22 protein-coding genes are annotated in these 22,782 nt (G+C 60.3%); 12 read left to right on the top strand and 10 right to left on the bottom strand.

The genetic code is table 11. The features are described 5' to 3' along the window. Positions 1-153: 153 nt before the first annotated feature. The 5 genes from PMI36_RS05175 (at position 154) to PMI36_RS05195 (ending at position 4,460) form a co-directional block, all read left to right on the top strand. Positions 154-960 carry an alpha/beta fold hydrolase gene (locus PMI36_RS05175; protein ID WP_008074938.1) on the top strand — a complete coding sequence of 269 codons (807 nt, stop codon included), beginning with the start codon at positions 154-156 and terminating at the stop codon, positions 958-960. Beyond that, positions 957-1,811, top strand: a complete 855-nt coding sequence (locus PMI36_RS05180; RefSeq protein ID WP_008010968.1) for an alpha/beta hydrolase — start codon at positions 957-959, stop codon at positions 1,809-1,811. The genes PMI36_RS05175 and PMI36_RS05180 overlap by 4 nt, the downstream gene beginning before the upstream one ends. Before the next feature lie 50 nt (positions 1,812-1,861). Further along, positions 1,862-2,521, top strand: a complete 660-nt coding sequence (locus PMI36_RS05185; protein ID WP_008074937.1) for a glutathione S-transferase family protein — start codon at positions 1,862-1,864, stop codon at positions 2,519-2,521. Positions 2,522-2,529: 8 nt separating this feature from the next. Further along, positions 2,530-3,336 (top strand): DUF4892 domain-containing protein, encoded by an 807-nt coding sequence (locus PMI36_RS05190; RefSeq protein WP_008074935.1) that lies wholly within the window; start codon positions 2,530-2,532, stop codon positions 3,334-3,336. 68 nt (positions 3,337-3,404) lie between these two features. Then, the gene (locus tag PMI36_RS05195; protein WP_008074934.1) at positions 3,405-4,460 is read left to right on the top strand and encodes an AI-2E family transporter; all 1,056 of its coding nucleotides are present in this window, start codon (positions 3,405-3,407) and stop codon (positions 4,458-4,460) included. Between the two features lie 26 nt (positions 4,461-4,486). Here the strand turns inward: PMI36_RS05195 and lapD are convergent, their stop codons facing one another. The 4 genes from lapD to PMI36_RS05215 all read right to left on the bottom strand — a co-directional run bounded on the left by lapD (position 4,487) and on the right by PMI36_RS05215 (position 8,418). Next, positions 4,487-6,427, bottom strand: coding sequence for a cyclic di-GMP receptor LapD (gene lapD, locus PMI36_RS05200; protein WP_008074932.1), 1,941 nt, complete (start codon positions 6,425-6,427; stop codon positions 4,487-4,489). A gap of 22 nt (positions 6,428-6,449) precedes the next feature. After that, positions 6,450-7,157: a cysteine protease LapG gene (gene lapG / locus PMI36_RS05205; protein WP_008074931.1), complete on the bottom strand. Its 708-nt coding sequence runs from the start codon at positions 7,155-7,157 to the stop codon at positions 6,450-6,452. A 267-nt stretch (positions 7,158-7,424) separates the two neighbouring features. Next, positions 7,425-7,820 (bottom strand): YbaN family protein, encoded by a 396-nt coding sequence (locus tag PMI36_RS05210; protein WP_008074929.1) that lies wholly within the window; start codon positions 7,818-7,820, stop codon positions 7,425-7,427. Between the two features lie 10 nt (positions 7,821-7,830). Then, positions 7,831-8,418, bottom strand: coding sequence for a UPF0149 family protein (locus PMI36_RS05215; protein ID WP_007895005.1), 588 nt, complete (start codon positions 8,416-8,418; stop codon positions 7,831-7,833). 419 nt (positions 8,419-8,837) lie between these two features. Between PMI36_RS05215 and recQ the strand changes: the two genes are divergently transcribed. The 4 genes from recQ to PMI36_RS05235 all read left to right on the top strand — a co-directional run bounded on the left by recQ (position 8,838) and on the right by PMI36_RS05235 (position 13,916). Next, on the top strand, positions 8,838-10,964 hold the full coding sequence (recQ, locus tag PMI36_RS05220; protein WP_008074927.1) for a DNA helicase RecQ: 2,127 nt from the start codon (positions 8,838-8,840) through the stop codon (positions 10,962-10,964). A gap of 121 nt (positions 10,965-11,085) precedes the next feature. Continuing rightward, positions 11,086-11,520, top strand: coding sequence for a MarR family transcriptional regulator (locus PMI36_RS05225; RefSeq protein ID WP_008074924.1), 435 nt, complete (start codon positions 11,086-11,088; stop codon positions 11,518-11,520). 128 nt (positions 11,521-11,648) lie between these two features. After that, positions 11,649-13,478, top strand: a complete 1,830-nt coding sequence (locus PMI36_RS05230; protein ID WP_008074922.1) for a FimV/HubP family polar landmark protein — start codon at positions 11,649-11,651, stop codon at positions 13,476-13,478. A gap of 150 nt (positions 13,479-13,628) precedes the next feature. After that, positions 13,629-13,916: a SelT/SelW/SelH family protein gene (locus tag PMI36_RS05235; protein ID WP_007895010.1), complete on the top strand. Its 288-nt coding sequence runs from the start codon at positions 13,629-13,631 to the stop codon at positions 13,914-13,916. Here the strand turns inward: PMI36_RS05235 and PMI36_RS05240 are convergent. Both PMI36_RS05240 and PMI36_RS05245 read right to left on the bottom strand, forming a co-directional pair. After that, positions 13,910-14,803: a DMT family transporter gene (locus tag PMI36_RS05240; RefSeq protein ID WP_008074919.1), complete on the bottom strand. Its 894-nt coding sequence runs from the start codon at positions 14,801-14,803 to the stop codon at positions 13,910-13,912. The genes PMI36_RS05235 and PMI36_RS05240 overlap by 7 nt on opposite strands. Before the next feature lie 295 nt (positions 14,804-15,098). After that, positions 15,099-15,857 (bottom strand): helix-turn-helix transcriptional regulator, encoded by a 759-nt coding sequence (locus tag PMI36_RS05245; RefSeq protein WP_008074917.1) that lies wholly within the window; start codon positions 15,855-15,857, stop codon positions 15,099-15,101. Positions 15,858-15,993: 136 nt separating this feature from the next. On the opposite strand from PMI36_RS05245, the gene PMI36_RS05250 reads away from it, so the two are divergent. Then, positions 15,994-16,809: a UDP-2,3-diacylglucosamine diphosphatase gene (locus tag PMI36_RS05250; protein ID WP_008074916.1), complete on the top strand. Its 816-nt coding sequence runs from the start codon at positions 15,994-15,996 to the stop codon at positions 16,807-16,809. Positions 16,810-16,962: 153 nt separating this feature from the next. On the opposite strand, the gene PMI36_RS05255 is transcribed toward PMI36_RS05250, so the two are convergent. Both PMI36_RS05255 and PMI36_RS05260 read right to left on the bottom strand, forming a co-directional pair. Next, the gene (locus tag PMI36_RS05255) at positions 16,963-17,553 is read right to left on the bottom strand and encodes an HD domain-containing protein (RefSeq protein ID WP_008074914.1); all 591 of its coding nucleotides are present in this window, start codon (positions 17,551-17,553) and stop codon (positions 16,963-16,965) included. Between the two features lie 99 nt (positions 17,554-17,652). Then, entirely contained in the window at positions 17,653-17,964 is a 312-nt protein-coding gene (locus PMI36_RS05260) for a DUF962 domain-containing protein (protein ID WP_008074911.1), read from the bottom strand. Between the two features lie 158 nt (positions 17,965-18,122). On the opposite strand from PMI36_RS05260, the gene PMI36_RS05265 reads away from it, so the two are divergent. Beyond that, positions 18,123-19,184, top strand: a complete 1,062-nt coding sequence (locus tag PMI36_RS05265; RefSeq protein ID WP_198537211.1) for an AraC family transcriptional regulator — start codon at positions 18,123-18,125, stop codon at positions 19,182-19,184. On the opposite strand, the gene PMI36_RS05270 is transcribed toward PMI36_RS05265, so the two are convergent. Further along, the gene (locus PMI36_RS05270; RefSeq protein ID WP_008074909.1) at positions 19,141-20,595 is read right to left on the bottom strand and encodes a TrkH family potassium uptake protein; all 1,455 of its coding nucleotides are present in this window, start codon (positions 20,593-20,595) and stop codon (positions 19,141-19,143) included. The two genes, PMI36_RS05265 and PMI36_RS05270, sit on opposite strands and share 44 nt — an antisense overlap. A gap of 122 nt (positions 20,596-20,717) precedes the next feature. Here PMI36_RS05270 and PMI36_RS05275 point away from each other — a divergent pair, with 122 nt between their 5' ends. Further along, a complete protein-coding gene (locus PMI36_RS05275; protein ID WP_008074908.1) occupies positions 20,718-21,284 on the top strand; it encodes an NAD(P)H nitroreductase in 567 nt (188 codons plus the stop codon). 108 nt (positions 21,285-21,392) lie between these two features. Here the strand turns inward: PMI36_RS05275 and PMI36_RS05280 are convergent, their stop codons facing one another. Then, on the bottom strand, positions 21,393-22,733 hold the full coding sequence (locus PMI36_RS05280; RefSeq protein WP_008074907.1) for a sensor histidine kinase: 1,341 nt from the start codon (positions 22,731-22,733) through the stop codon (positions 21,393-21,395). Positions 22,734-22,782 lie beyond the last annotated feature (49 nt).

Genomic DNA, 22,782 nt, shown 5'->3' with positions numbered 1-22,782 from the left:
AAATAACAGGTAAGTGAGGTGTTCGACGAATGCCCGGATTGTTTTTCATCGATGAAACGACGCTGTCATCATTCCTGTCAGTTACGGTCATTGCTGTAGGACACGGTCTTACGGACAATCAACCTCTGTTTTTTTGCACATGGATCTGCCGGAATGTCGCAACAGATATTTTTCGCCCACGCCAATGGCTTTCCTTCGGGGACCTACGGCAAGTTGTTCGCAGCGCTGGCGCCCGAGTATCAAGTGACGCATCTGGAGCAGCACGCCCATGACCCGCGTTTTCCGGCGGACGACAACTGGAACAACCTGGTGGATGAGCTGATTCATCACCTCAAGCAGCAACCGGAGCCGGTCTGGGGCGTCGGCCATTCCTTTGGCGGCGTCCTGCATTTGCACGCCGCGTTGCGTTGCCCTGAGCTGTATCGCGGCGTGGTGATGCTCGATTCGCCGGTGCTGACCCGTGCCGATCAATGGGTAATCCGCGCCGCCAAGCGCTTCGGTTTCATCGATCGCCTGACCCCGGCCGGCCGCACATTGGGACGACGGGAAGAGTTCGCCGATCTGGACGCGGCCCGCCTGTATTTCGCCGGTAAAACCCTGTTTCGTGGCTTTGATCCGGAATGCTTCGACGCCTATCTTCAACATGGTTTGCACAATGTCGGCGGCAAGCTGCGCCTGCGTTTCGACCCGGCCACGGAAATCAGCATCTACCGCGGCGTGCCCCACACCAGCCCCGGCCGTGCACGGCAGTTGAAAGTGCCGCTGGCGGTGGTTCGCGGGCACAAGAGCCGCGTGGTGATGCGTCATCACGCCCGTTCCGTCGGGCGCATGCCCTTGGGTGAGTCCTTGACCATGCCCGGCGGCCATATGTTTCCCCTCGAACGCCCACAAGACACGGCCACGCTGCTGAAGAATCTGTTCAGTCGCTGGGACGGTCGCAGCCAACAGGATTGTGCATGAACAGCGTCGTCGAAGAAGTTCGCCTGAGCCTGCCGCATATCGAGTTGGCGGCGCACCTGTTCGGTCCCGAGGACGGCTTGCCGGTGATCGCCTTGCACGGCTGGCTGGACAACGCCAACAGCTTTGCCCGGCTGGCGCCCAAGCTCAAAGGCTTGCGCATCATTGCGCTGGACATGGCCGGGCATGGTCACTCGGGGCATCGACCGAACGGCGCCGGTTACGCGCTGTGGGACTACGCGCACGACGTGCTGCAAGTGGCCGAACAATTGGGGTGGAAACGTTTTGCGCTGCTGGGACATTCCCTGGGGGCGATCGTCTCGCTGGTGCTGGCCGGGTCGTTGCCGGAGCGGGTCACGCATCTGGCCTTGATCGACGGCATCATTCCTCCTACAGACAAAGGCGAAAATGCCGCCGAACGCATGGGCATGGCCCTGCAAGCGCAGCTGGATCTGCGGGAAAAACGCAAGCCGGTCTACAACACCCTCGATCGCGCCATCGAAGCACGAATGAAAGGCTTGGTGGCGGTCAGTCGCGAAGCCGCCGAACTGCTGGCCCAGCGCGGCTTGATGCCGGTGCCGGGTGGTTATACCTGGCGCACCGACAACCGCCTGACCTTGCCATCGCCGCTGCGTCTGACCACGGAACAGGCGATGGCCTTCGTCCAGCGCGTCAGTTGTCCTGCACACCTGGTGGTTGCGGCTGACGGCATGCTCGCCAAACATCCCGAGTTGCTGGAGCGTCTACCCTTTAGCCGGGAACAGTTGCCTGGCGGCCACCATTTGCACCTGAATGACGAACCCGGTGCCGACCTTGTCGCAGACTGTTTCAATCGGTTCTTCGCCATTCCTTGACTTGCGTCGGGCAACTGTCGAGGCTGGGCGGGTTGAAATGGGAGACAACCATGATAGATCTGTACACCGCTGCGACCCCGAATGGCCACAAGGTCTCTATCGTGCTCGAGGAACTCGGCCTGCCCTACACGGTGCATGCCTTGAGTTTCGACAAAAAGGAACAGAAGTCCCCGGACTTTCTCAAGATCAATCCCAATGGGCGGATTCCGGCGATTGTCGACCGCGCCAATGGCGATTTCGCCGTGTTCGAGTCCGGTGCGATCCTGATTTACCTCGCCGAGATGACCGGCAAACTGCTGCCCCAGGACCCCAAGGGGCGCTCGGTGGTGTTGCAGTGGCTCATGTTCCAGATGGGCGGAATCGGTCCGATGCAGGGCCAGGCCAATGTGTTTTTCCGCTATTTTCCGGAAAAACTCCAGGGCGCCATCGACCGTTATCAACACGAAACCCGGCGCTTGTATGAGGTGCTGGACACGCGTCTGCAAGCCGTAGAGTTTCTGGCGGGCGAATACAGCATTGCCGACATTGCCACTTATCCGTGGGTCCGTGGCCATGAATGGTCCGGTGTCGCGGTGGATGGCTTGTCAGCCTTGCAGCGCTGGATGGCGACCATGGACGCACGCCCTGCGGTACAACGCGGTCTACTGGTGCCCGAGCGCATCGATGACGACAGTGTCATCAAGGGCGCCCAGGCCATGCTGATTCGATGAGTCTATCCATGCGTTCTCTCAGTCTTCTGGCGCTGTGTTGTTTCAGTCCTCTGTTATTTGCCGCTGATATTCCTGGCAGTCAGGACTTGCCGATCGTGCCGCGTATGGCCGATGCGCAGATCGTCGACTATCGCCCGGCTGTCGAGCTTGAGCGGATCTACCCGCTGGGTTCGATCCGCAAGATCAGTGGCCAGCTGCGCTTTGACGGCCAAGTCACCGCCCGGGGTCAAACCACCTCGGTGACTTACGAGTTGCCACCGGAGCATTCCTCGACCGATGCCTTCACCACCGCTCGCGAAGCCTTGCAGAAACAGGGCGCCGAGTTGCTATTCTGGTGCCAGGCCCGGGATTGTGGCGAAAGCAGCCTGTGGGCCAATGAAGTCTTCGGCAACGCCAAGCTGTATGGCGCCGATAATCAGCAGGCTTATTTGTTGCTGCGTCTGGCGGCCCCTCAAGACAACACACTGGTGGCGCTTTACAGCATCACTCGCGGCAATCGCAAAGCCTATCTGCACGTCGAGCAGTTCGACGCTGCTGCACCATTGGGCGATTTGGTGCCCACTTCCGCGACCTTGCTGCGACAGCTAAAAAGCACTGGAAAACTCGATTTCCCCAAACTCGGCGGCGACCCGGACGAAACCTGGCTGCGTCTGATTTCCCGAGGCCTGAACCTGGACACCACACTGCGCGTTAATGTTTCGGGGCCCAATGCCGAAACCTGGCGTCAGGCGCTGATCGGCCAGGGCGTACGGGCGGCACGGATGGAAACCGGCAGCGTCGAAGGCTCTGGCTTGCACTTCGAACTGTTGCGATAAGCTTCATGGGGCGAGCGCGTTCTGCGCGTTCGCCTACTCTTTGCTGACTGACTTTTTCGAGACTTTACATGCCCAATAACGATCGGCTGTTGGTGCAAATTCTGCTCCTGGTGCTGTTTGGCGCGAGCTTTTGGGTGATGGCGCCGTTCTGGTCGGCGCTGTTCTGGGGCGCGGTGCTGGCGTTTGCCAGTTGGCCGCTGATGCGTTTGTTGACCCGTTGGCTCAATGGCCGTGAATCCCTGGCGGCGCTGGTACTGACACTCGGCTGGATGGTGCTGGTGGCGGCGCCGCTGGTGTGGCTGGGGTTCAATCTGGCGGATCATGTGCGCGATGCCACGGCGCTCATCAAGGATTTACAGGTCGATGGACTGCCTGAGGCGCCGACCTGGCTGGGCGATATTCCCTTGGTCGGCGCTCGGTTGGTGGGGATCTGGAACAGCATCGATCAGCAAGGCGCGGCGATGATGCTGGCGATCAAGCCTTATCTGGGGCAGGTCGGTAACTGGTTGCTGGCGCGCAGTGCGCAGATTGGCGGCGGAATTCTCGAGCTGACGCTGAGTATTGTGTTCGTGTTTTTTTTCTACCGCGACGGGCCACGGTTGGCGGTGTTTGTTCATGGGCTGCTGGAGCGGCTGATCGGTGACCGTGCCGGCTATTACATCGAACTGGTGGCGGGTACCGTGCAGCGAGTGGTCAATGGGGTGATCGGCACCGCGGCGGCTCAGGCTATTCTGGCGTTGATCGGCTTCCTGATTGCCGGTGTACCCGGGGCGTTGGTGCTGGGGATCGTGACCTTCCTGCTCAGCCTGATTCCGATGGGGCCGCCGTTGGTGTGGATTCCAGCCACGGCGTGGTTGGCTTGGAAAGGGGAGTACGGGATGGCGGTGTTCCTTGGCTGTTGGGGGACATTCATTATCAGCGGTGTCGACAACGTACTTAAGCCGTACCTGATCAGCCGGGGCGGGAATTTGCCATTGGTGATTGTGCTGCTCGGGGTATTTGGCGGGTTGATTGCGTTTGGATTTATCGGCTTGTTCATCGGCCCGACATTACTGGCCGTGGCTTACAGCCTGCTGACCGATTGGAGCAAGAGTCAGGTTCGGGTTGAGGATCGCCGGCCCTGACCTGTGCGAGCCAGCTCGCGGCTGACTCACATCGGCTCCGGCGGTCCAATCAATCTTCCCATCACCCCAAACAAACCCAGCTCCCGAATTACCTCCAATTCGCCCTGCGTTTCCACCATCTCGGCAATCAACGGCAAATCAATGCTGTTGGTCGCCCGGAAAATCGCCTCGATGAACAGGCGCTTGTCAGTCTGTTCATCGATACCCCGAATATAGGCTCCGTCAATTTTCAGGTAAGCCAGCCCCAGTTGCGTCAGGTTGCCGATCTGGCTGAAGCTGCCGCCGAAATGCTGCAACCCGATGCGGTAACCGGTGTTGAGCAGGCTGTGGCTCAGGCGTTGCAGTTCTTCGGGGGGCGGCAGTTGGCGTTCGTCGATTTCCAGGATCAGCAGCGGCGCGAGTTCTGGCAGTGATTCGAGCAGGTCGAGGATATGTTGCAGCTGCGCCTGATCGCGCAGGGTACTGCCGGACAGACTCAGCGCAAGGGGCCAACGGTTGGCGGCCAGGTATTCGAGGGTTGTTTCGAGCATCGCCAGATCGAATCGCGCCGACCAGCCAAGGCGTTCGATCCACGGCAGGAAATGCCCGGCGACAATCGCCTCGCCCTGCGGATCGAGCAGGCGAGCGAGGACTTTGTGGTGCAGCACCTGGCTGGTGTCGGCGCACTGCACCACCGGTTGGAAATACAACTGCATCTTGCCCTCGGTCAGTGCCTCGTCGATCCAGCTGCGCCAATCGTGTTGGGAATGGTTCGGCGCGGTATCGGCGTGGGCCTGGTATACCCAGGGGCGCTCGGGATGTTGCCGGGCCTGGGTCAGCGCCTGATCGAGGCGTAGCAGCACCTCACTCGCCGGTTCGCCGGGGTGATAGGCGACCACGCCCAGGTGCGCCACCGGCATACAGTCGCTGGCGCCGGTAAGACGCAGGTTTTCCAGGGTGGCGCTGATTTCGGAGGCCAGCCGCGCTGCGTCCTTATTGTCCAGGCCTGGGGTCAACAAGCTGAATTCGCCGCCGCGATTGCGCGCCCCGAGCCAGGTTCGACGCTCCGGCGGTTGCGTCAGGCGCTTGAGCAATTCGCCGACGGCACTGATCAGGGCATCGGTGCGCTGGCCGCCCAAGCGTTGGTTGAGGCCGATCAGGTCATTGATCCGCAGCATCAGCAAATGACCGTCGCGGCTTTGCTCGGAAACCAGTAATTGGTCAGCCAATTGTTCATCCAGCAAGCGCCGGTTCGCCAAGCCCGTCAGGGCGTCCTGATAAGATTCGGCTCGCAGATTTTCACTGCGCGCGGCCTCCTCGGCGAACAGCGCTTTGAGCTTTTCGACCATCTGGTTCATGGCCAGCACCACGCGTTTGAGCTCCGGTGTGCGCGGCAGTTTCGGCAAACTGCGGAATTCGCGTTTGCTGATGGCTTCTGCCTGTTTGACCATGTTGTCGAGCGGGCGCAGTTGCCGGCGCAACAACCAGCCACCGAACACGGCGCTGAGCAGTCCGCAAATCAGTAGCCAGATCAGGCTGCCGAGGCTGCTGTCCCAGAGTTTGGCCAAGGCGAATTGCGGATTGCTCAACACTTCGACTCGCGCCGCCTGCTGCCAGCCACGGGTGATCAGTGCGTCACCACCTTGCGGGCGCAGATTGACCACGCTCACAAACCACTGCGGAACGCCTTCTATCTGCGCGGGTGCGCTGCGCTCCACCAGCACCTGTTCATTTTCGATGTCGATGACCCGGATGCTGCTGAAATAACCACTGTCGAAAATCGAGCTGACCATCAATTCGATCATCGCCGGGTCGTCGATCTGTGCCGTCAATGACAGGCCCAGCGCCGTAGCGGCGTCCTGGGCATGGGAGCGTAACTGGCTAAGCACCTGCTCACGGGAGCTCTCCAGGCTGACAAAAAAACTGCCGCTGAACGCCACCAGCAAGAACAGGCAAATGGCCAGGAACAACTGTTTGCGCAGTGACATAAAACGCTCCTTGCTGTAGCGGCTAGCCTTCGCCCACGGCGAACCCTTCGATTTGCATCTTTTGCAGCACGTCTTGCCAGCGCGACAGTTTTTTCGAGTCGCTGCTGCGTTTGCCGCCATGGGCTCCCGGCAAGTACAGGCCTTCGGCGTTGAAGGCATACACCGGCAGCAGGTCTTTGCGTTGGGACGCGGGGCGGATCTCGCCGATCAGGTTATCCAGCACCAGCGGATCGGCTGTGGGGCTGCTGTAGAAGGTCAACACCATGTGCGCCTGATTCTGCTTCAGGGCCTTGACGTAGGTGATGCGCAGTTTCTCGCTGGGAATTCCGAGGTGACGAAGGCTGAAATATTTCGCCAGGGCGTAGTCTTCACAGTCACCAGCGGCTTTGATCAAGGATTCCACCGGCGTGGCCCAGTAATCAGTCTGACGCCAAATGTGCATGTCATCCTGAAAATTCAGTTGTTGATTGAAGAAGCGATTAACCACGTTCAGTTGTTCGCGCTCAGGCTGGTTCAATTCGCTTTGCAGCAATTGACTCCAGGCCTCGATCCGCCCCCGAGCCGGGCCAAGGGGGCCGTAGCGTTTTTCAGCCGTTTGCAGAATCTGCGCAAAATCCCGGTCGGCCCAGACACTGCCCAACCCGAGCAGCAGAAAACTCATCAGCAGCAGCCATCCGCCGAACCGAAGTCGGAGCGTTGACCATCCTGGGCTACGCGGACTGCGGGACATGTCTGGCTGCTCGAGTGCAGATGTCTGAAGTCTAGGCGTTGATTTGGGCGGGGTAGGGCAGGTCGTCGGACGAAAGGACGTCAGCAGTTTGCTTACTGTGGCGAGGGAGCTTGCTCCCGCTCGGCTGCGCAGCAGTCGTAAAACTAGCTCATGCGATGTGTCAGGAAAAATTAGGTCGCAGGGTTTGGGGTCGCTTCGCAACCCAGCGGGAGCAAGCTCCCTCGCCACAGAAGCCCCTCGCCACAGAAGTCCTTCATTGCAGAAGGATCAGGGTTTATGCAGGGTTTTCTGCTTGAGGATATAAACCGTCACCAGCACTGCACTGGTCAGCATGAACCCGCGCGCCCAAGGCAGGGGCACCAGGTAGCAGGAAAGCAGGATGCTCGCCCACATCAAACCGATGGCGTAGACCTTGCCCTTTAGGGGAATGCCATTGCCGCTCAGGTAGTCGCGGACCCACGGCCCAAGCCGTGGATGTTCCACCAGCCACTGATAGAAACGCGGCGAGCTGCGGGCGAAACAGGCGGCCGCCAGCAACAGGAACGGTGTGGTGGGCAGCACCGGCAGGAAAATCCCGATCACCCCCAACGCTACGCTCAGCCAGCCGATGGCCAGCAGCACGTAGCGCAACATCAGGGGGCGGTTGCCTATGGGGTTGTCCATAGGCAAAACCTTAGTGGTGACGTGGCTTGAGAATCGCCGGTTTTTCGTCTGGCGCGTTGCACAGCAGGTACAGCGCGGTCAGGGCTTCCGGGATCTGCACGATCATGTCGTCCATCAGGTTGGCGTCGGCCGCGATGTCGGAGAATTCAGGCTGTTCGTCGAACAGACCCGAACCGACCATGATCGGCAGCAGCATTTCGCTGACTTCGTCTTCGGCGGTTTCGAACCAGGCCGCTTCGCGCAGGAACACGCCTTCCATGAAGCCGATGCACCAGCCGCGCAGGTCGGAGTCGTCCGGGTCGTCGCCCAGGTCGAGGTCGCACGGCAGCTCGAACTCTTCGTCGGACGCCAGTTGGCGAGCGATGTGCGCCTTGAGCAGCAGCAGGGTGGATTCGATCGCTTCACGCTCGGTGTCGTCGGCGTAATGCGGCTCTTCGGCGAAGAGCGCGTCGATCCATTCACGGTCGGGAACGCTCTCGGAACAGATCGACAGCGCGGTGAGGTAGCCGTGGGCGGCCACGTAGTCCAGCGCCTCGTCATGCAGCTCGTCGGCGTCGAGGAAGACTTGCAGGCGGGTTAGTTGCTCAGCGAAGGACATTAAAGGGCTACCTTGGGGAATATACGATGCGGGAATTCTAGGCCTTCTTGAGCGCTTGGGCCAGCCGCGCGGCATATTTGCAGCCTTGTGAGGGAATCTGTGGTCGGGACAATGAAACCCTGTGGGAGCGGGCTTGCTCGCGAAGGCGGTGTGTCAGGCAGCATTAATGTCGACTGACACACCGCCTTCGCGAGCAAGCCCGCTCCCACAAGGTCTGCGTTGCATTGGCTTTCGTGTGTCTTATCAGCGGCGCCCTTTGCAGGGTAGGGCTCGGGTATACTCGCGCGTTTTGTGATGCCCTGCTGGCGTCACGGCTGAGATATGCAGCGTCATGCAATGCGCACTTACGATTTGTCGGTGCAGCTTTCATGATTCTGAACCAGCCTTGCAGGGATGTTTCGGTGATTTTTGGAGTTTTTATGCTCGAACAGGCTCAACGCGTCCTCAAGGACATCTTCGGCTACGACAGTTTCCGTGGCCGTCAGGGTGCAATCATTGAGCGCGTGGCCAGTGGCGGCGACGCCTTGGTGCTGATGCCTACCGGTGGCGGCAAGTCCTTGTGCTTCCAGGTGCCGGCACTGCTGCGCGAGGGCCTGGCCGTGGTGGTGTCACCGCTGATCGCACTGATGGACGATCAGGTCGCCACCCTCGAAGAGCTGGGCGTCGCCGCGGCGTCGTTGAACTCCACGCTGAGCGCTGAGCAGCAGCGTGATCTGGCGGCGCGGATCAAGCGCGGCGAGGTGAAAATGCTCTACCTGGCGCCCGAACGCCTGGTTCAGCCGCGCATGCTGGCTTTCCTGCAAAGCCTTGAAATCGCTCTGTTCGCCATCGACGAAGCGCACTGTGTGTCCCAATGGGGCCACGATTTCCGTCGGGAATACCTGCAACTGGGCCAGTTGGCGGAATTGTTCCCCAACGTCCCGCGCATTGCCCTGACCGCGACGGCCGACAAGCGCACCCGGGAAGAAATCGTCGATCGTCTGCATTTGCAGGATGCCGAGCGTTTCCTCTCGAGTTTCGACCGGCCCAATATTTTCTATCGCATCGTGCCCAAGGAACAGCCGCGCAAACAGTTGCTGGCGTTCCTCGCCGAGCGGCGCAGCGATGCCGGTATCGTTTACTGCCTGTCGCGCAAAAAGGTTGATGAAGTAGCGGTGTTCCTCAGTGAGCAAGGTTTCCCGGCGCTGCCGTACCACGCCGGTCTGCCCAACGACACGCGGGCCCACCACCAAAAGCGCTTTCTCAACGAGGAAGGCCTGATCATGGTCGCCACCGTGGCGTTCGGCATGGGCATCGACAAGCCCAACGTACGTTTTGTCGCGCACCTGGATTTGCCGAAGTCCCTTGAGGCCTATTACCAGGAAACCGGTCGCGGCGGTCGTGATGGCCTGCCGGCGGATGCCTGGATGGCGTACGGCCTGCAAGACGTAGTGATGCTCAAGCAAATGCTGCAAAACTCCGAAGGCGACGAGCGCCACAAGCGTCTGGAGCAGCATAAGCTCGACGCCATGCTCTCGCTCTGCGAAGAAACCCGCTGCCGCCGCCAGACCCTGCTCGCGTACTTCGACGAAGACATGCCCGAGCCCTGCGGCCACTGCGACAACTGCGTCGACGGCGTGCAAACCTGGGACGCCACCGAGCCGGCCCGTCAGGCGCTGTCGGCGATCTACCGCACCGGTCAGCGTTATGGCGTCGGTCATCTGGTCGATGTGCTACTGGGCAAGGACAACGAAAAGGTCCGCAGCTTCGGTCATCAGCATTTGTCGGTATACGGCGTAGGCAAAGCGATGGGGGAGAGCGAATGGCGCTCCTTGTTCCGACAACTTGTTGCCCGTGGCCTGGCGGACATCGACCTCGAAGGCTACGGCGGCCTGCGCCTGAGCGATACCTGCCGGCCATTGCTCAAGGGCGAAGTGACCCTGGAACTGCGCCGCGACCTCAAGCCGCAAACCACCGCCAAAAGCAGCAAGAGCCAGGCCAGCCAACTGGTTCGCGGCGAAGAACGCGAACAGTGGGAAGCCTTGCGTGCCCTGCGTCGCAAACTGGCCGAAGAGCATGGCGTGCCGCCGTACGTCATCTTCCCCGACTCGACGCTGCTGGAAATGCTCCGCAGCCAGCCAAGTTCTCTGGCGCAAATGGCCACGGTCAGCGGTGTCGGCGCGCGCAAACTGGAACGTTACGGCGAGGCCTTCCTCGAAGTGCTCGGCGGCCAGGTCGAGGCGCCGAAAGTGGTGGCCGATGTGCGTCACGAACTGATCACGCTGGCCCGGGCCGGCATGACACCGCTGCAGATCGCCGGTCAGCTGCAATGCTCGGAAAAGAACGTTTACACAATGCTTGCCGAGGCCATCGGCAAACAGCAGCTGTCACTGGAACAGGCGCTGGACCTGCCTGAAGAGTTGATGGGCGAAGTTCAGGACGCTTTCCTCGACGGCGAGGGCGAGTTGCCATCGGTATCAGAGATTGCCGCGCTGTTCGCGGGAAGAGTTCCGGAAGGCGTTTTGTATTGCGTTCGTGCCGCCCTGCAGTCGGAATTCGAAGTCTGAATGACCTGCGGCATAGATGTAACGATTCAGTACAGGAGCAAGCCTTGCCTATAGCCAAAGGTCATGCTTAGCTGACTAATAATTAGCTTTTCTCTATTTTCAGTCTAACCATGAGTGTTTTATGCCGTTAACCGATCAACACCGCTTTGGCATGCAACTGGCCCAGATGTCTCGGGGCTGGCGTGCCGAACTGGACCGCCGATTGGCTGGCCTGGGTCTGTCCCAGGCGCGCTGGCTGGTGCTGCTGCATTTGGCACGTTTCGAGACTGCCCCCACCCAACGCGAACTGGCGCAAAGCGTTGGCGTCGAAGGGCCCACTCTGGCCCGACTGCTCGACAGCCTGGAAAGTCAGGGCCTGGTGCAACGCCAATCCGTGCTGGAAGACCGTCGGGCAAAAAAAATCGTCCTCTGTGCCCCGGCCCGGCCCTTGATCGAACAAATTGAAACCATTGCCACTCAATTGCGCCACGAACTGTTCGAAGGCGTTGATGAGGCGGATTTGAAAGTCTGCATGCGAGTCCACGGGCACATCCTGGGTAACCTGGAAAAATCTTGAGGCATAACCACGCGTCGGACTTTTGAGATACCCCGTTGGGCAGACTATAAAGAACTACTAGGCAATATCGTGTTCGTACCGGATGTGCGAATACGTACAGGTTGGTTCAGGTTATTTAAGGGATGCTCATGCTCGAGAGTTGGCACGTTGTATTGCGGTGTTGCACCAGGCTGCTGCTGGTCGGTGGTGCTGTCACTTACTCGGCATTGGCCCCTGCGCTCGGGTTGGGTGAGATCACCCAGCATTCGGCGTTGAATCAGCCGTTCAATGCCGACATTGCTTTGGTGGACGCTGGCGGCCTGGCGGAGGGCGAGCTGTCGGTCAGCCTGGCGACGGCGGACGAGTTCAGCCGCGCCGGTGTTGAGCGGGTGTTCTTCCTCAACGACCTGAAGTTCACACCGATCCTGCGGGGCAACCGCAGCCTGATCCGGGTAACCTCCAGCAAACCGGTCAATGAACCCTTCCTGAATTTTCTGGTGCAGCTCAATCAGCCCAATGGGCGTTTGCTGCGCGAGTACACAGTGCTGATCGATCCGCCAGGGGCACCGGGCATTGTTCCCGTCAACGATGACCCCGCGCCGCGCCCTCAGTCTTCCTCGTTCCCGTCGGTTGAGCCGGCGGTAGCACCGCCACCTGCTGCGAAGGCGGCGGTGCCCAAGCCTGATGTCGATAAACCAGCTGCCGCGCCCGCGAATGATGCTGTTGCCGAACAGCTGGCCGCCAGCGTGCTGCAGAACCAGCAACTGCAAACGACCATCAATGAGTTGAATGCGAAGCTTCAGGGACAGGATGAGCATATTTCCGGCCAGAAAAAACAGCTGATCGAGCTGCAAACCCAACTGGCGGAAGTCAAACAGGCATCGGCAGAGCCGGTCGTGCCCGCAGTGCCCGCAGTGCCCGCAGTGCCGGCGCCGGTGCCCGTTGCAGTAGAGGAGTCTGAACCGACTCCGTGGCTGTTGATCATCGGGTTGCTGGCAGTGGTGGCGCTGGTATTGCTCGGCGTATTCCTTCGCCGTCAACGACAGCAGGTTCAGGCTCAGGTCCAGCCCGAGCCGTTACCCGTACCGCCGTCGCGTCATGAACCGGTGCTCAGTCGCGCAACAGAACCGGCCAGTCCTGCGCCCCGGCCGCAACCGCTAGCCGGATCGGTCGAAGAGACTCCCGCAGGCGACGTGCTGGAAGGGGTGGGTATCTATCTGGCGTATGGCCGTTTGTCCGAGGCGGCCGGTTTGTTGCGAGACGCGTTGGTCAGGGAACCCCAGCGCACCGATCTGGCCGTGCAGCTGTTGGAAGTCCTCGGTAAACAGGGCGACTTGCAAGCGTATGACGCGCAGGAAAGCAGCCTGCGAGACGCCGGGTTCGATGCACAGCAACTTCAGGACATCCGCGCCCGCTATCCGAAACTGATCAGCGCCGCACCGGTGGTCGCCGCCGTGGCTGTGGCGCCGCCCATGCCTGCTGTCCCTGAAGCGGCACCGAGCGATGAGTTCCAGTTGAACCTCGATGACCTGTCGATGGATTCGAATTGGGACCTGATCAGCCCCTTCGAAAACTCATCATCCAGCGCTAAACCGTCGAATGAGTCAGCGCAGGTAAACGATCCCGGGTTCACCTCGAATCTGCATGTATTGCCCGATGTTTTCGAAATGCCCGAGGAGCCGACGCTGGACGAGCCCGAGCTTGAATGGATCGCCGAACCGGACGCTCAATCTCTGGACGAGACCTTACTCAACGAATTCAGCGACCCTGGCCAGCTGCTGGAGCTTGAGCCGCTGAATGCTGAGTTGATGGATCTTGAACCGGCCGGCCCGAGCAGCGCGGGCAAACTCGAACAGGCCCAGACCTGCATCGACGACGGCGATCTGGACAGCGCCATCGAGCTGCTTAACGAGTTGCTCAAGGAAGGTGACGAACCGCTCAAGGAAACGGCCCGGACTCTGTTGGCCGGTATTCGCTGAAGATCAAAAGATCGCAGCCTCGTTGCACTCGACAGCTCCTACAGATGTACACATATCCCTGTAGGAGCTGTCGAGTGCAACGAGGCTGCGATCTTTTCGGTTATGCGGTTTATCATGGCGACGCCCCCAGGCCCAGGAGTTTTGCCAATCATGACCGCACGTAAACCGGAAATCGTCATCACCTATTGCACGCAATGCCAATGGCTGTTGCGCGCTGCCTGGCTGGCCCAGGAACTGCTCAGTACCTTCGGCGATGACCTGGGCAAAGTGTCTCTGGTGCCCGGCACTGGCGGGGTTTTTCACATTTTCTGTGACGATGTGCAGCTCTGGGAGCGCAAGGCCGACGGTGGTTTTCCCGAGGCCAAGGTGCTCAAGCAGCGGGTCCGCGATCAGATCGATCCGGATCGCGACCTGGGCCACAACGACCGCACTCAGTGAGACGGGGCTTGCGCCGCCACGGCGCTCTTGCTTGAACTGCCGGACAACCGGCTCGAGACCACGATGGCCACGATGATCAGCGCGCCGCCGATCAGCATGCGCAGCGTCGGGTTTTCATCGAACAGCAGCCAGGCCAGGGTGATGCCGTAAACCGGCTCCAGAGCAAACACCACTGACGCGGTCCGGGCTTTGATCACCGCCAGGCTGGCGACGAACAGGCTGTGGGCGACGCCGGTGCAGAACACCCCGAGCAGGCCGATCCACAGCCAGTCGATGGCGCGCACTTCGCTTAACTGCGGCACCGCCACTGGCAGCAGGCAGATCGCAACCACCACGTTCTGACACAGAGCAGCCTGCACCGGCGGAATTCGTCCGGAGCTGGCGCGGTTGGTCAGGGACAGCAGGGCGAACAACAAGCCGGAAGCCACCGCCCACATCAGGCCAGAGGTGGCGCCGCTGGCCAGATCGAAATCCGGCGTGACCAGCACCAATCCAATACTGACCAGCACCACCAGCAGGATTTCGTTGGCGCGGATGCGCTCGCGGAAGATCAACCCTTCGAGGACCACGGTAAACGCCGGGAAACTGGCAAATCCCAGGGTCGCGATCGCCACCCCGGCCACCTTCACCGCGATGAAGAAACTCACCCAGTGCCCGGTCAGCAGCAAGCCACTGAGCAGCAGTCGACGCAGGTCCACGGCGTCGAGTTTCTGCCAACGGGTACCGCTTGCGAACCGTGCGAAAAACGCCAGGGCGAGGACAGCAAACGCGGCACGGCCGAACACGATGATGGCCGGCGAAGCGGCGGCGAGTTTGCCGAATACGCCGGTCAGGCCGAACATCAGTGCACCGATATGCAGAGCGCCAAGGGCGGTACGGGGAGTCATTGCAATCCTTGATAAACGAATCGAATCCGGCCGACAACACCATCGGCCCCTGTAGGAGCTGGCGAAGGCTGCGATCTTTTGATCTTGATCTTCGTCGATCCCGAAAAGATCGCAGCCTCCTGTAGCAGCTGGCGAAGCCTGCGTTCGAGCGCGAAGCGGTCGTAAAACCAGTGCACGCGGAGTGTCAGGCACACCACATTGTCCCGATTGCGACCGCTTCGCGCTCGAACGCAGGCTTCGCCAGCTGCTACATTTAATCGCGTAACGCTTGGTTATGTCTGTCGCCAGACTCGCGTCATTTGTCGCCAGCCTCGCGGCGCAATTTACCGGGTGAGGCACCGAACTCACGCAACACTGCCGCGGCGAATGCACTCTGCGAGCTGTAGCCGACCCGACAGGCAATCTCGCCAATGGGCAGCGCTGAATCGCGCAACAAGCCGACAGCGATGTGCAGCCGACGACTGCGAATGTAGTCCATCGGCGTTTGCCCGCATTCCGCCACGAACCGCGCATGCAGCCGAGCGCTGGACAGGCCGGCAATGCGCGCCAGATCGGCGACTTGCAGTGGATAGGCCGCGTATTGATCGATGTGTGCATTCAGCGCCGCATAGGGCAGGCGCCGACCGCCCACGCTGTCGGGTTTGGTGTTGTTCAGGCTGGCCAGCAACAGCACCGCGCCTTGCTGGGCGATCAGCGGATCACTGATCTGACTGCCTGCCAGCCAACTCACCAGTTGGCTTTGCCCGGCGTCCAGCGACAGGCGCCCGGCATTGTCGAGCAAGCGGCGGCTGGCTTCGGCGTGATCGCCAAGGGACTGCGAAACCCACTGGTCGCTCGGCACATCCAGCACCAGGCAACGACTGCCATGGGCGCTGTCGCAGGCATGATGCGCCCCCGACGGCACCACCACGAAACTCTGTTGCACCACCTGACTGCCATGCCCTTCGACCTCGAAGTCCAGCGCGCCCGACAGCCCGAACACCAGTTGCGCGTGGTCGTGGCTGTGGACGATCAGGTCGTGGGTGTACTGGCGTAGCGTGAGGATCGGTCTCATCGCAGGTCTCCTGTGCAGGTCGCCAGTCTACACCGGGGACGACCCGACTCGCGCTGTCACAAGATTGACTTGCCACTGTCATGGGCAATTCACTCGACCGGCGCAAGCTTGCCAAAACTTGTCCTGAGGGTTGCCCATGACCAGCGCCGAGCTCGCCAAACCCAGCCGTAAGCAACGTGTGCGGACCTTGTGGATTTCCGATGTGCATTTGGGCACCCGGGACTGCCAGGCCGAACACCTGTCGCAATTTCTCAAGGGCTACCACGCGGACAAGATCTACCTGGTCGGCGACATCATCGACGGCTGGAAACTGCGCAGCGGCATGTATTGGCCGCAAGCGCATACCAATGTGATTCGTCGCCTGCTGACCATGAGCAAGCGTGGCACGGAAGTGATCTACGTCACCGGCAACCATGACGAATTCCTGCGCCGTTATTCGAAGCTGATGCTGGGCAATATCCAGCTGGTGGACGAAGCCGTGCACGTGACCGCCGATGGCCGTCATCTGCTGGTGATTCACGGCGACCAGTTCGACGTGATCACCCGCTACCATCGCTGGCTGGCGTTTCTCGGCGACTCGGCCTACGAATTCACCCTTACACTCAACCGCTGGCTCAACCATTGGCGTGCCCGTTATGGCTACGGCTACTGGTCGCTGTCGGCGTACCTCAAGCACAAGGTCAAGACAGCCGTCAGCTTCATCAGCGATTTTGAAGAAGCCATCGCCCACGAATGCGTCAAACGCGAGTTGCACGGCGTGGTGTGCGGGCACATTCACCATGCCGAGATTCGCAAGGTTGGCGAGGTGGATTACCTCAATTGCGGGGATTGGGTGGAGTCGTGCACGGCACTGATCGAGCATTGGGATGGCTCGATCGAGCTGTATCGGTTGGCCGATGCCCAGGCGCGGGAGGCCGAGTTGAAGGCCATTAAAGTCGCAGAGCCGGTATAACCTGCGAGAAATGGAGTGTCTGGGAGGGCCTCTTCGCGAGCAAGCCCGCTCCCACATTGGATCGTCGGTGAGCACAATATTTGTGACCACCGACGATCCAATGTGGGAGCGGGCTTGCTCGCGAATGGACCGCGCAGCGGTCCCCGACATTCATCAGGCCGGCGAATGCTCTTCCATCGCCGCCTTGTAAATTGAATTCTTGGGCTGCGCAAACAGCCGCTCCACCATCGGTTCGAAGAAGCTCAGCGGCAACGTGTCGTACGCCGGATCAAACGCCGCCGCATCGTACCGGGCGCAAAATTCGATGGTCGCCTGATACTGCGGATGACCGCTGAATTGCTCACGCAAATGCCGATCCATGCCCAGGTGATGAAAGAAGTAATAACCCTGGAAAATCCCGTGTTTCTCCACCATCCACAGGTTCTCGGCGCTGACGAACGGCTTGAGGATCGCCGCGGCGATGTCCGGGTGATTGTAGGAGCCCAGTGTGTCGCCGATGTCATGGAGCAGGGCGCAGACCACGTATTCTTCGTCGCGACCATCGCGCCAGGCGCGGCTGGCGGTTTGCAGGGAGTGGGTCAGACGATCCACCGGGAAACCGCCGAAATCCCCCTCCAGTAACTTCAGGTGCGCCACGATCCGTTTGGGCAATTGCCGGGCATAGGCGCTGAAATCTGCGGCGATGATCGCCCAGTCTTCCTGCGTGCCGTCCTGCATATGGGTAAAACGGGCATGGGCATTCATCGGCTATCCTCTTGTTCTGATCGAAAGGGATGTGTTGAGTGTAGGACTTGGATCCAACGCTGCATTGGCTACACAAGACGCTTTAGTGGCCCAGGGAGCCTAGAACGGCACGCGACCCAGAATCATGTCGCGGTACATGACGAAATCGCCGAGCAGGCTGTAAAGGGGATGCTGAAAGGTGGCAGGGCGATTCTTCTCGAAGTAGAAATGCCCGACCCAGGCGAAGCTATAACCGGCCAGCGGCAGGACCAGCAACATCCACCAGGCGCCGTTGCCGATGGTCAGCGCCAGAATGAAGATAACCAGAGAGGTGCCGACAAAGTGCAATCGTCGACAGGTGCTATTGCGATGTTCGCTGAGGTAATACGGGTAAAACTCAGCGAAACTATTGAAACGCTTGATGTTTTCCACGACTGCGATCTCTGTGGTGGCTGTGCACGCGACAAGTTGTTCTGCGGGTAGCTTATTTAAGTCTAGAGTGATCATTGGCATCAGCCAGTGACAATAGGCGCCACTTTAGTATCCTTGGGTATTGGGTCGTGGCATGCGGCCATCACGTAGTAAACGCCATGAGCGAACGAACGACTTCTGCAAGCTGGGCGATGGGGATTGTCAAAGCACTGGAAATGGACGGCCTGGATTGCCGGGTTCTGTTCAAGCAGCTAGGGCTCGACTATGCGGCACTGGATGACCCGGATGCGCGCTTCCCGCAAGATTCCATGACGCGGCTCTGGCAGCGCGCGGTCGAGCTGTCCGGCAACCCGGCGATCGGCCTGAACATGGGCAAGGTGGTGCGACCGGCGTCCTTCCATGTCGCCGGTTATGCGTTGATGTCCAGCCAGACCCTGGCTGAAGGCTTTCAACGTCTGGTGCGTTATCAGCGCATCATCGCCGAAAGTGCCGACTTGAGTTTCCGATTGCTGGATGAGGGTTATGCGCTGATTCTGACGGTCCATGGCGATCATCTGCCGCCCACCCGTCAGAGTGCCGAAGCATCACTGGCCTGTGCCCTGGCACTCTGCGGCTGGTTGACCGGCCGTACACTCCAGCCGCGCAAAGTCTTGCTGCAAGGTGATAACCCCGTTGATCTTGAACCCTATAAACAAGCTTTCCACGCCCCGTTGATGTTCAACGCGCCTTATGACGCCTTGATCTTCGAGCGCGCCGACATGGAGGCACCGCTGCCCACCGCCAACGAGGCCATGGCGCGGCTGCACGACCGGTTTGCCGGCGAGTATCTGGCGCGGTTTTCCGAGAGCCGCGTGACCCACAAGGCGCGGCAGGTGTTATGCCGTCTGCTGCCCCAAGGCGAACCCAAGCGCGATACGGTGGCCCAGACGCTGCACTTGTCGCAACGCACCTTGCAGCGTCGCTTGCAGGAAGAGGGCACGAGTTTTCAGACCTTGCTGGATGACACCCGGCGTGAACTGGCCGAGCAATACCTGGCGCAACCGAACATGACCCTGCTGGAAATTGCCTACCTGCTGGGGTTTGCCGATCCGAGCAACTTCTTCCGCGCCTTCCGACGCTGGTTCGATTCCACGCCCGGCGAATACCGGACGCGGCTGATGGAAGCGCCCATGCGGATCAGTGACGCCAGAATGCCGGGATACACAGGACAAACACCGTAATGATCTCCAGCCGGCCCAGCAGCATGCCGAACGAGAGAATCCACTTCGCGGCATCCGGCAGGCTGGCGAAGTTACCCGCCGGGCCGATCGTTTCGCCAAGCCCCGGGCCTACGCCAGACACCGTGGCGGCCGCGCCGGTCAGCGCTGTCATCCAGTCCACGCCCAGTAGCGACAGCAGCAGTGCGATAACGCAAATGGTGATGGCGAAGAAGAACGAAAAGGTCAGGATCGAGCGCACGATCTCTTCGTCGAGACGGTGGCCGTTGTATTTCTGCTTGATCACCGCGCGCGGGTGTATCAACTGGTTAAGGTTGGCCTTGAGCAGGATGTAGGCAACCTGGAAGCGGAAAATCTTGATCCCGCCAGCGGTCGAACCCGAGCAGCCACCAACAAACCCCAGATAAAAGAACAGCATCAGTGAGAAGTTGCCCCAGAGGCTGTAATCCCCCAGTGCAAAACCGGTGGTGGTCACTACCGACGTCACGTTCAGCGCCACATGCCGCAAGGCTTCCAGCCAATGCAGCTGGGTAGTCCACCAGTACCAGGTGCCGAGCACCAGCCAGGTCACCAGCAACATACCGAGCAGCCCTTGAACCTGTTCATCCTTGATCAGTGCCCGACGGTTACCGCGTAACGTGGCGACATACAGGGTGAACGGCAGGGCACCGAGAATCATGATGACGATCGCGACCCAATGCACAGCAGGCTCCGGCCACTTGGCCAAAGACTGGTCGGAGGTCGAGAAACCACCGGTGGAAATCGCTGACATCGCATGGTTGATGGCGTCGAACAGGTTCATCCCGGCCCACCAGAACGCCAGGCTGCCGAAAATGGTGATGCCGACGTAGGCCGCAACGATCAAACGCGCCACCATGTGCGAACGGGGCATGACTTTTTCGGAACGGTCCGACGACTCGGTCTGAAACAGCCGCATGCCACCGATGCGCAACAAGGGCAGAATCGCTACCGCCATGCCGATAAAACCGATGCCACCAATCCAGTGCAGTAATGAACGCCACATCAGGATACCGGGAGACATGTTGTCCAGGCCCGTGAGTACCGTCGCTCCGGTGGCGGTGATGCCGGACATGCTTTCGAAGAACGAGTCGGTGTAGCTGATGTTCTGGGTCAGCAGGAACGGCAGGGCGGCGAAGATGCACACCACCAGCCAGCTACTGACGGTCAGCAGGTACATGTCTCGCGGACGCAGATGGATGTGCTCGGGGCGCCCGGGTATCACCAGGGCCAGGCCCGCGACAAAGGTAATCATGCTGGCCCAAAGGAACGACGGCAGGTCGCTGGTGCGTTCGAAGATCACCAGGGTGGCCATGGGTATAACCATGGCGATGGCCAGCGTGATCAGGAAGATGCCGATGATGAAACCAATGATCCGTAAGGTCGGCAACGCCATGAAGTCCGCTCGGGCTGATAGTAAGAAGGGCGCCATTCTACCTGCGGGGCAGGGCATGTAAACCGACGCCGTCGCGACAGTTGACGCTAGAATAGCCAAACATTTTCTACAGGAGGTGGCCGATGCAGGCTCTCGACGCTTTGCTCAACCGTGTTTCCGTCCCACGACTGCTCGATCCGGCACCCACTGCCGAGCAGCGCGAAGTGCTGTTTGCCGCCGCGATGCGCGCGCCAGACCATGGCCATTTGCAGCCTTGGCGTTTCCTGACAGTCGAAGGCGCGGCACGCGAGCAAATGGGTGAGTTGCTGGCCGAAGCGGCGAAGCTGCAAGACAGTGATGTGTCCGAGGCCTTGCTGGACAAGGCGCGCAACGGCCCGCTGCGTGCGCCGCTGGTGGTTGTGGTGATTGCGCGTTTGCAGGAGCACGCCAAGTATCCCAAGTCCGAGCAACTGTTGGCGGCCGGTTGTGCCGCTCACGGGATTTTGCTGGCGGCCTATGCGCAAGGCATTGGCGCGGTGTGGCGCACTGGTGAGCTGGCTTATTCGGCGCATGTGGCCAAAGGTTTGGGATTGGCGGAAGGGGAAGAGGTGATTGCGTTTCTTTACCTGGGCACGCCGCAGAAAGAACCGCGGGTGGCGGAGAAGGTCGATCTGGCCGAGTTTGTCAGCGCTTGGCCCGGTAAGGCCTGAAGGCGCAGATTCAATGTGGGAGCGGGCTTGCTCGCGAAAGCGGTGTGTCAGGCAACGATGATGTCGACTGACACTCCGTCTTCCGATGTAAGCCCGCTCCCACAGGGTTCAGGGTTGGACCACAGCCCCCGGCACCAACGGCAATTCAAGGCTGGCAACAAACCCGCCCCCAGGGTGATTGGCCAGCACCAGACTGCCGCCATGGCGCTCCGCCGCACGACGCGCAATGGCCAGCCCGAGGCCATGCCCGGCCGCTGTTTGCCCCGGTGCCCGATAGAACGGTTCAGCCAGCTGATTCAAATGCTCGGTTTCTACGCCAGGGCCGTGATCGCGCACGCTGACCACAATCCTGTCGCCCTGACGCAACGCCTGCATTTCGATCGGTTGCCCGACCGGGTTAAAGCGCTGGGCATTGCGTAGCAGGTTGTCCACGGCGCGCTCGATCATGGTCGGCCAGCCTTTGAGGTTCAGTTGCGGCTCGACTTCAAGGTGCACGTTCTGCTCGGGCGAACCCAACTGAGCGTCTTTTTGCAGGGTAGTGAGCAGCGCGTTTAGATCGACTTCTTCGGCACTGGCGTTGTCGGCATCGACGCGCGCCAGTACCAGGATTTCGCTGATCAACGCTTCCAGTCGATCGCATTCACGGGTCAGGCGTGGCCAGAGTTTTTCCCGCTCCTCAGGGTTGGCCCGCTCGGCCAGTGCCAAGGCAATGCGCAATCGGGCCAAGGGTGAGCGTAATTCGTGAGACACGTCCCGCAGTAATTGCCGCTGGCTGCCGATCAGGCTTTGCAGGCGTGCGCCCATGCGATTGAAGTCGTTGGCCAGCACACCGAATTCATCGCGGCGGTTGGCCAGTTTCGCCAGGCTGTTTTGTTGATACGTTGTCTGCCCCAGGTCATGCACGGCGCTTCGTAAACGGCTCAGTGGTCGCGTGATGGAAAAGGTCACCAGCAAGCTGAACAGAGTCAACACCACCAGTGCGATGCCCAGTGCACTTAACGGCCAGAGCAGGCTTTCGCGGTGCCAGGCGTCCAGTTCCGGGTGCGGAACGCGATAGATCAGCAGATAGGTGTCGCCTGTCTTGGCGCTGGTGTATTCATCGGTCAGACGCCGCCATGGCAGGCGTCGATCATCGTTGTTCTGTCGTGCTTCGAAGGCCGCCGCCCGCCGTGGAAAGGTACCGCGTACCACCGGGTCACCTGCCTCGTTGAGCACTTGAACGTTGATGTGATACTGACGCTTGCGCTGTTCCAGAATGTCCTGGGCGGCTTCTTCTCCCTGGCTTTCGTAGGTTTGCGTCCACTGTTCGGCCAAGGTGTTGAGGCCAGGGTGGCGACTGAGAATCCACGCGTCCTGGTTGAGCATGTGCCCGAGCAGAATGGAAAGCCCTGCAACCAGAGCGATGGCCAGCCAGAAGCTGGCCAGAATACGCCAGAACAATGAGCGCACAGAAAATCCTCAAACAAGCGCAAATCCTTGTGGGAGCGGGCTTGCTCGC

This window comes from Pseudomonas sp. GM79 (assembly GCF_000282495.1).
Taxonomy (GTDB): domain Bacteria; phylum Pseudomonadota; class Gammaproteobacteria; order Pseudomonadales; family Pseudomonadaceae; genus Aquipseudomonas.
This window is presented reverse-complemented; position numbering and strand designations above follow the sequence as displayed.

Bases quoted from the DNA above. Each gene is read 5' to 3' on its own strand.
- PMI36_RS05250 (WP_008074916.1), top strand. From the start codon at position 15,994: ATGACCAGCGCCGAGCTCGCCAAACCCAGCCGTAAGCAACGTGTGCGG.
- PMI36_RS05180 (WP_008010968.1), top strand. From the start codon at position 957: ATGAACAGCGTCGTCGAAGAAGTTCGCCTGAGCCTGCCGCATATCGAG.
- PMI36_RS05190 (WP_008074935.1), top strand. From the start codon at position 2,530: ATGCGTTCTCTCAGTCTTCTGGCGCTGTGTTGTTTCAGTCCTCTGTTA.
- PMI36_RS05195 (WP_008074934.1), top strand. From the start codon at position 3,405: ATGCCCAATAACGATCGGCTGTTGGTGCAAATTCTGCTCCTGGTGCTG.
- recQ (WP_008074927.1), top strand. From the start codon at position 8,838: ATGCTCGAACAGGCTCAACGCGTCCTCAAGGACATCTTCGGCTACGAC.
- PMI36_RS05255 (WP_008074914.1), bottom strand. From the start codon at position 17,553: ATGAATGCCCATGCCCGTTTTACCCATATGCAGGACGGCACGCAGGAA.
- lapD (WP_008074932.1), bottom strand. From the start codon at position 6,427: ATGTCACTGCGCAAACAGTTGTTCCTGGCCATTTGCCTGTTCTTGCTG.
- lapG (WP_008074931.1), bottom strand. From the start codon at position 7,157: ATGTCCCGCAGTCCGCGTAGCCCAGGATGGTCAACGCTCCGACTTCGG.
- PMI36_RS05175 (WP_008074938.1), top strand. From the start codon at position 154: ATGTCGCAACAGATATTTTTCGCCCACGCCAATGGCTTTCCTTCGGGG.
- PMI36_RS05245 (WP_008074917.1), bottom strand. From the start codon at position 15,857: ATGAGACCGATCCTCACGCTACGCCAGTACACCCACGACCTGATCGTC.
- PMI36_RS05210 (WP_008074929.1), bottom strand. From the start codon at position 7,820: ATGGACAACCCCATAGGCAACCGCCCCCTGATGTTGCGCTACGTGCTG.
- PMI36_RS05240 (WP_008074919.1), bottom strand. From the start codon at position 14,803: ATGACTCCCCGTACCGCCCTTGGCGCTCTGCATATCGGTGCACTGATG.
- PMI36_RS05235 (WP_007895010.1), top strand. From the start codon at position 13,629: ATGACCGCACGTAAACCGGAAATCGTCATCACCTATTGCACGCAATGC.
- PMI36_RS05215 (WP_007895005.1), bottom strand. From the start codon at position 8,418: ATGTCCTTCGCTGAGCAACTAACCCGCCTGCAAGTCTTCCTCGACGCC.
- PMI36_RS05185 (WP_008074937.1), top strand. From the start codon at position 1,862: ATGATAGATCTGTACACCGCTGCGACCCCGAATGGCCACAAGGTCTCT.
- PMI36_RS05275 (WP_008074908.1), top strand. From the start codon at position 20,718: ATGCAGGCTCTCGACGCTTTGCTCAACCGTGTTTCCGTCCCACGACTG.
- PMI36_RS05230 (WP_008074922.1), top strand. From the start codon at position 11,649: ATGCTCGAGAGTTGGCACGTTGTATTGCGGTGTTGCACCAGGCTGCTG.
- PMI36_RS05225 (WP_008074924.1), top strand. From the start codon at position 11,086: ATGCCGTTAACCGATCAACACCGCTTTGGCATGCAACTGGCCCAGATG.
- PMI36_RS05270 (WP_008074909.1), bottom strand. From the start codon at position 20,595: ATGGCGTTGCCGACCTTACGGATCATTGGTTTCATCATCGGCATCTTC.
- PMI36_RS05265 (WP_198537211.1), top strand. From the start codon at position 18,123: ATGAGCGAACGAACGACTTCTGCAAGCTGGGCGATGGGGATTGTCAAA.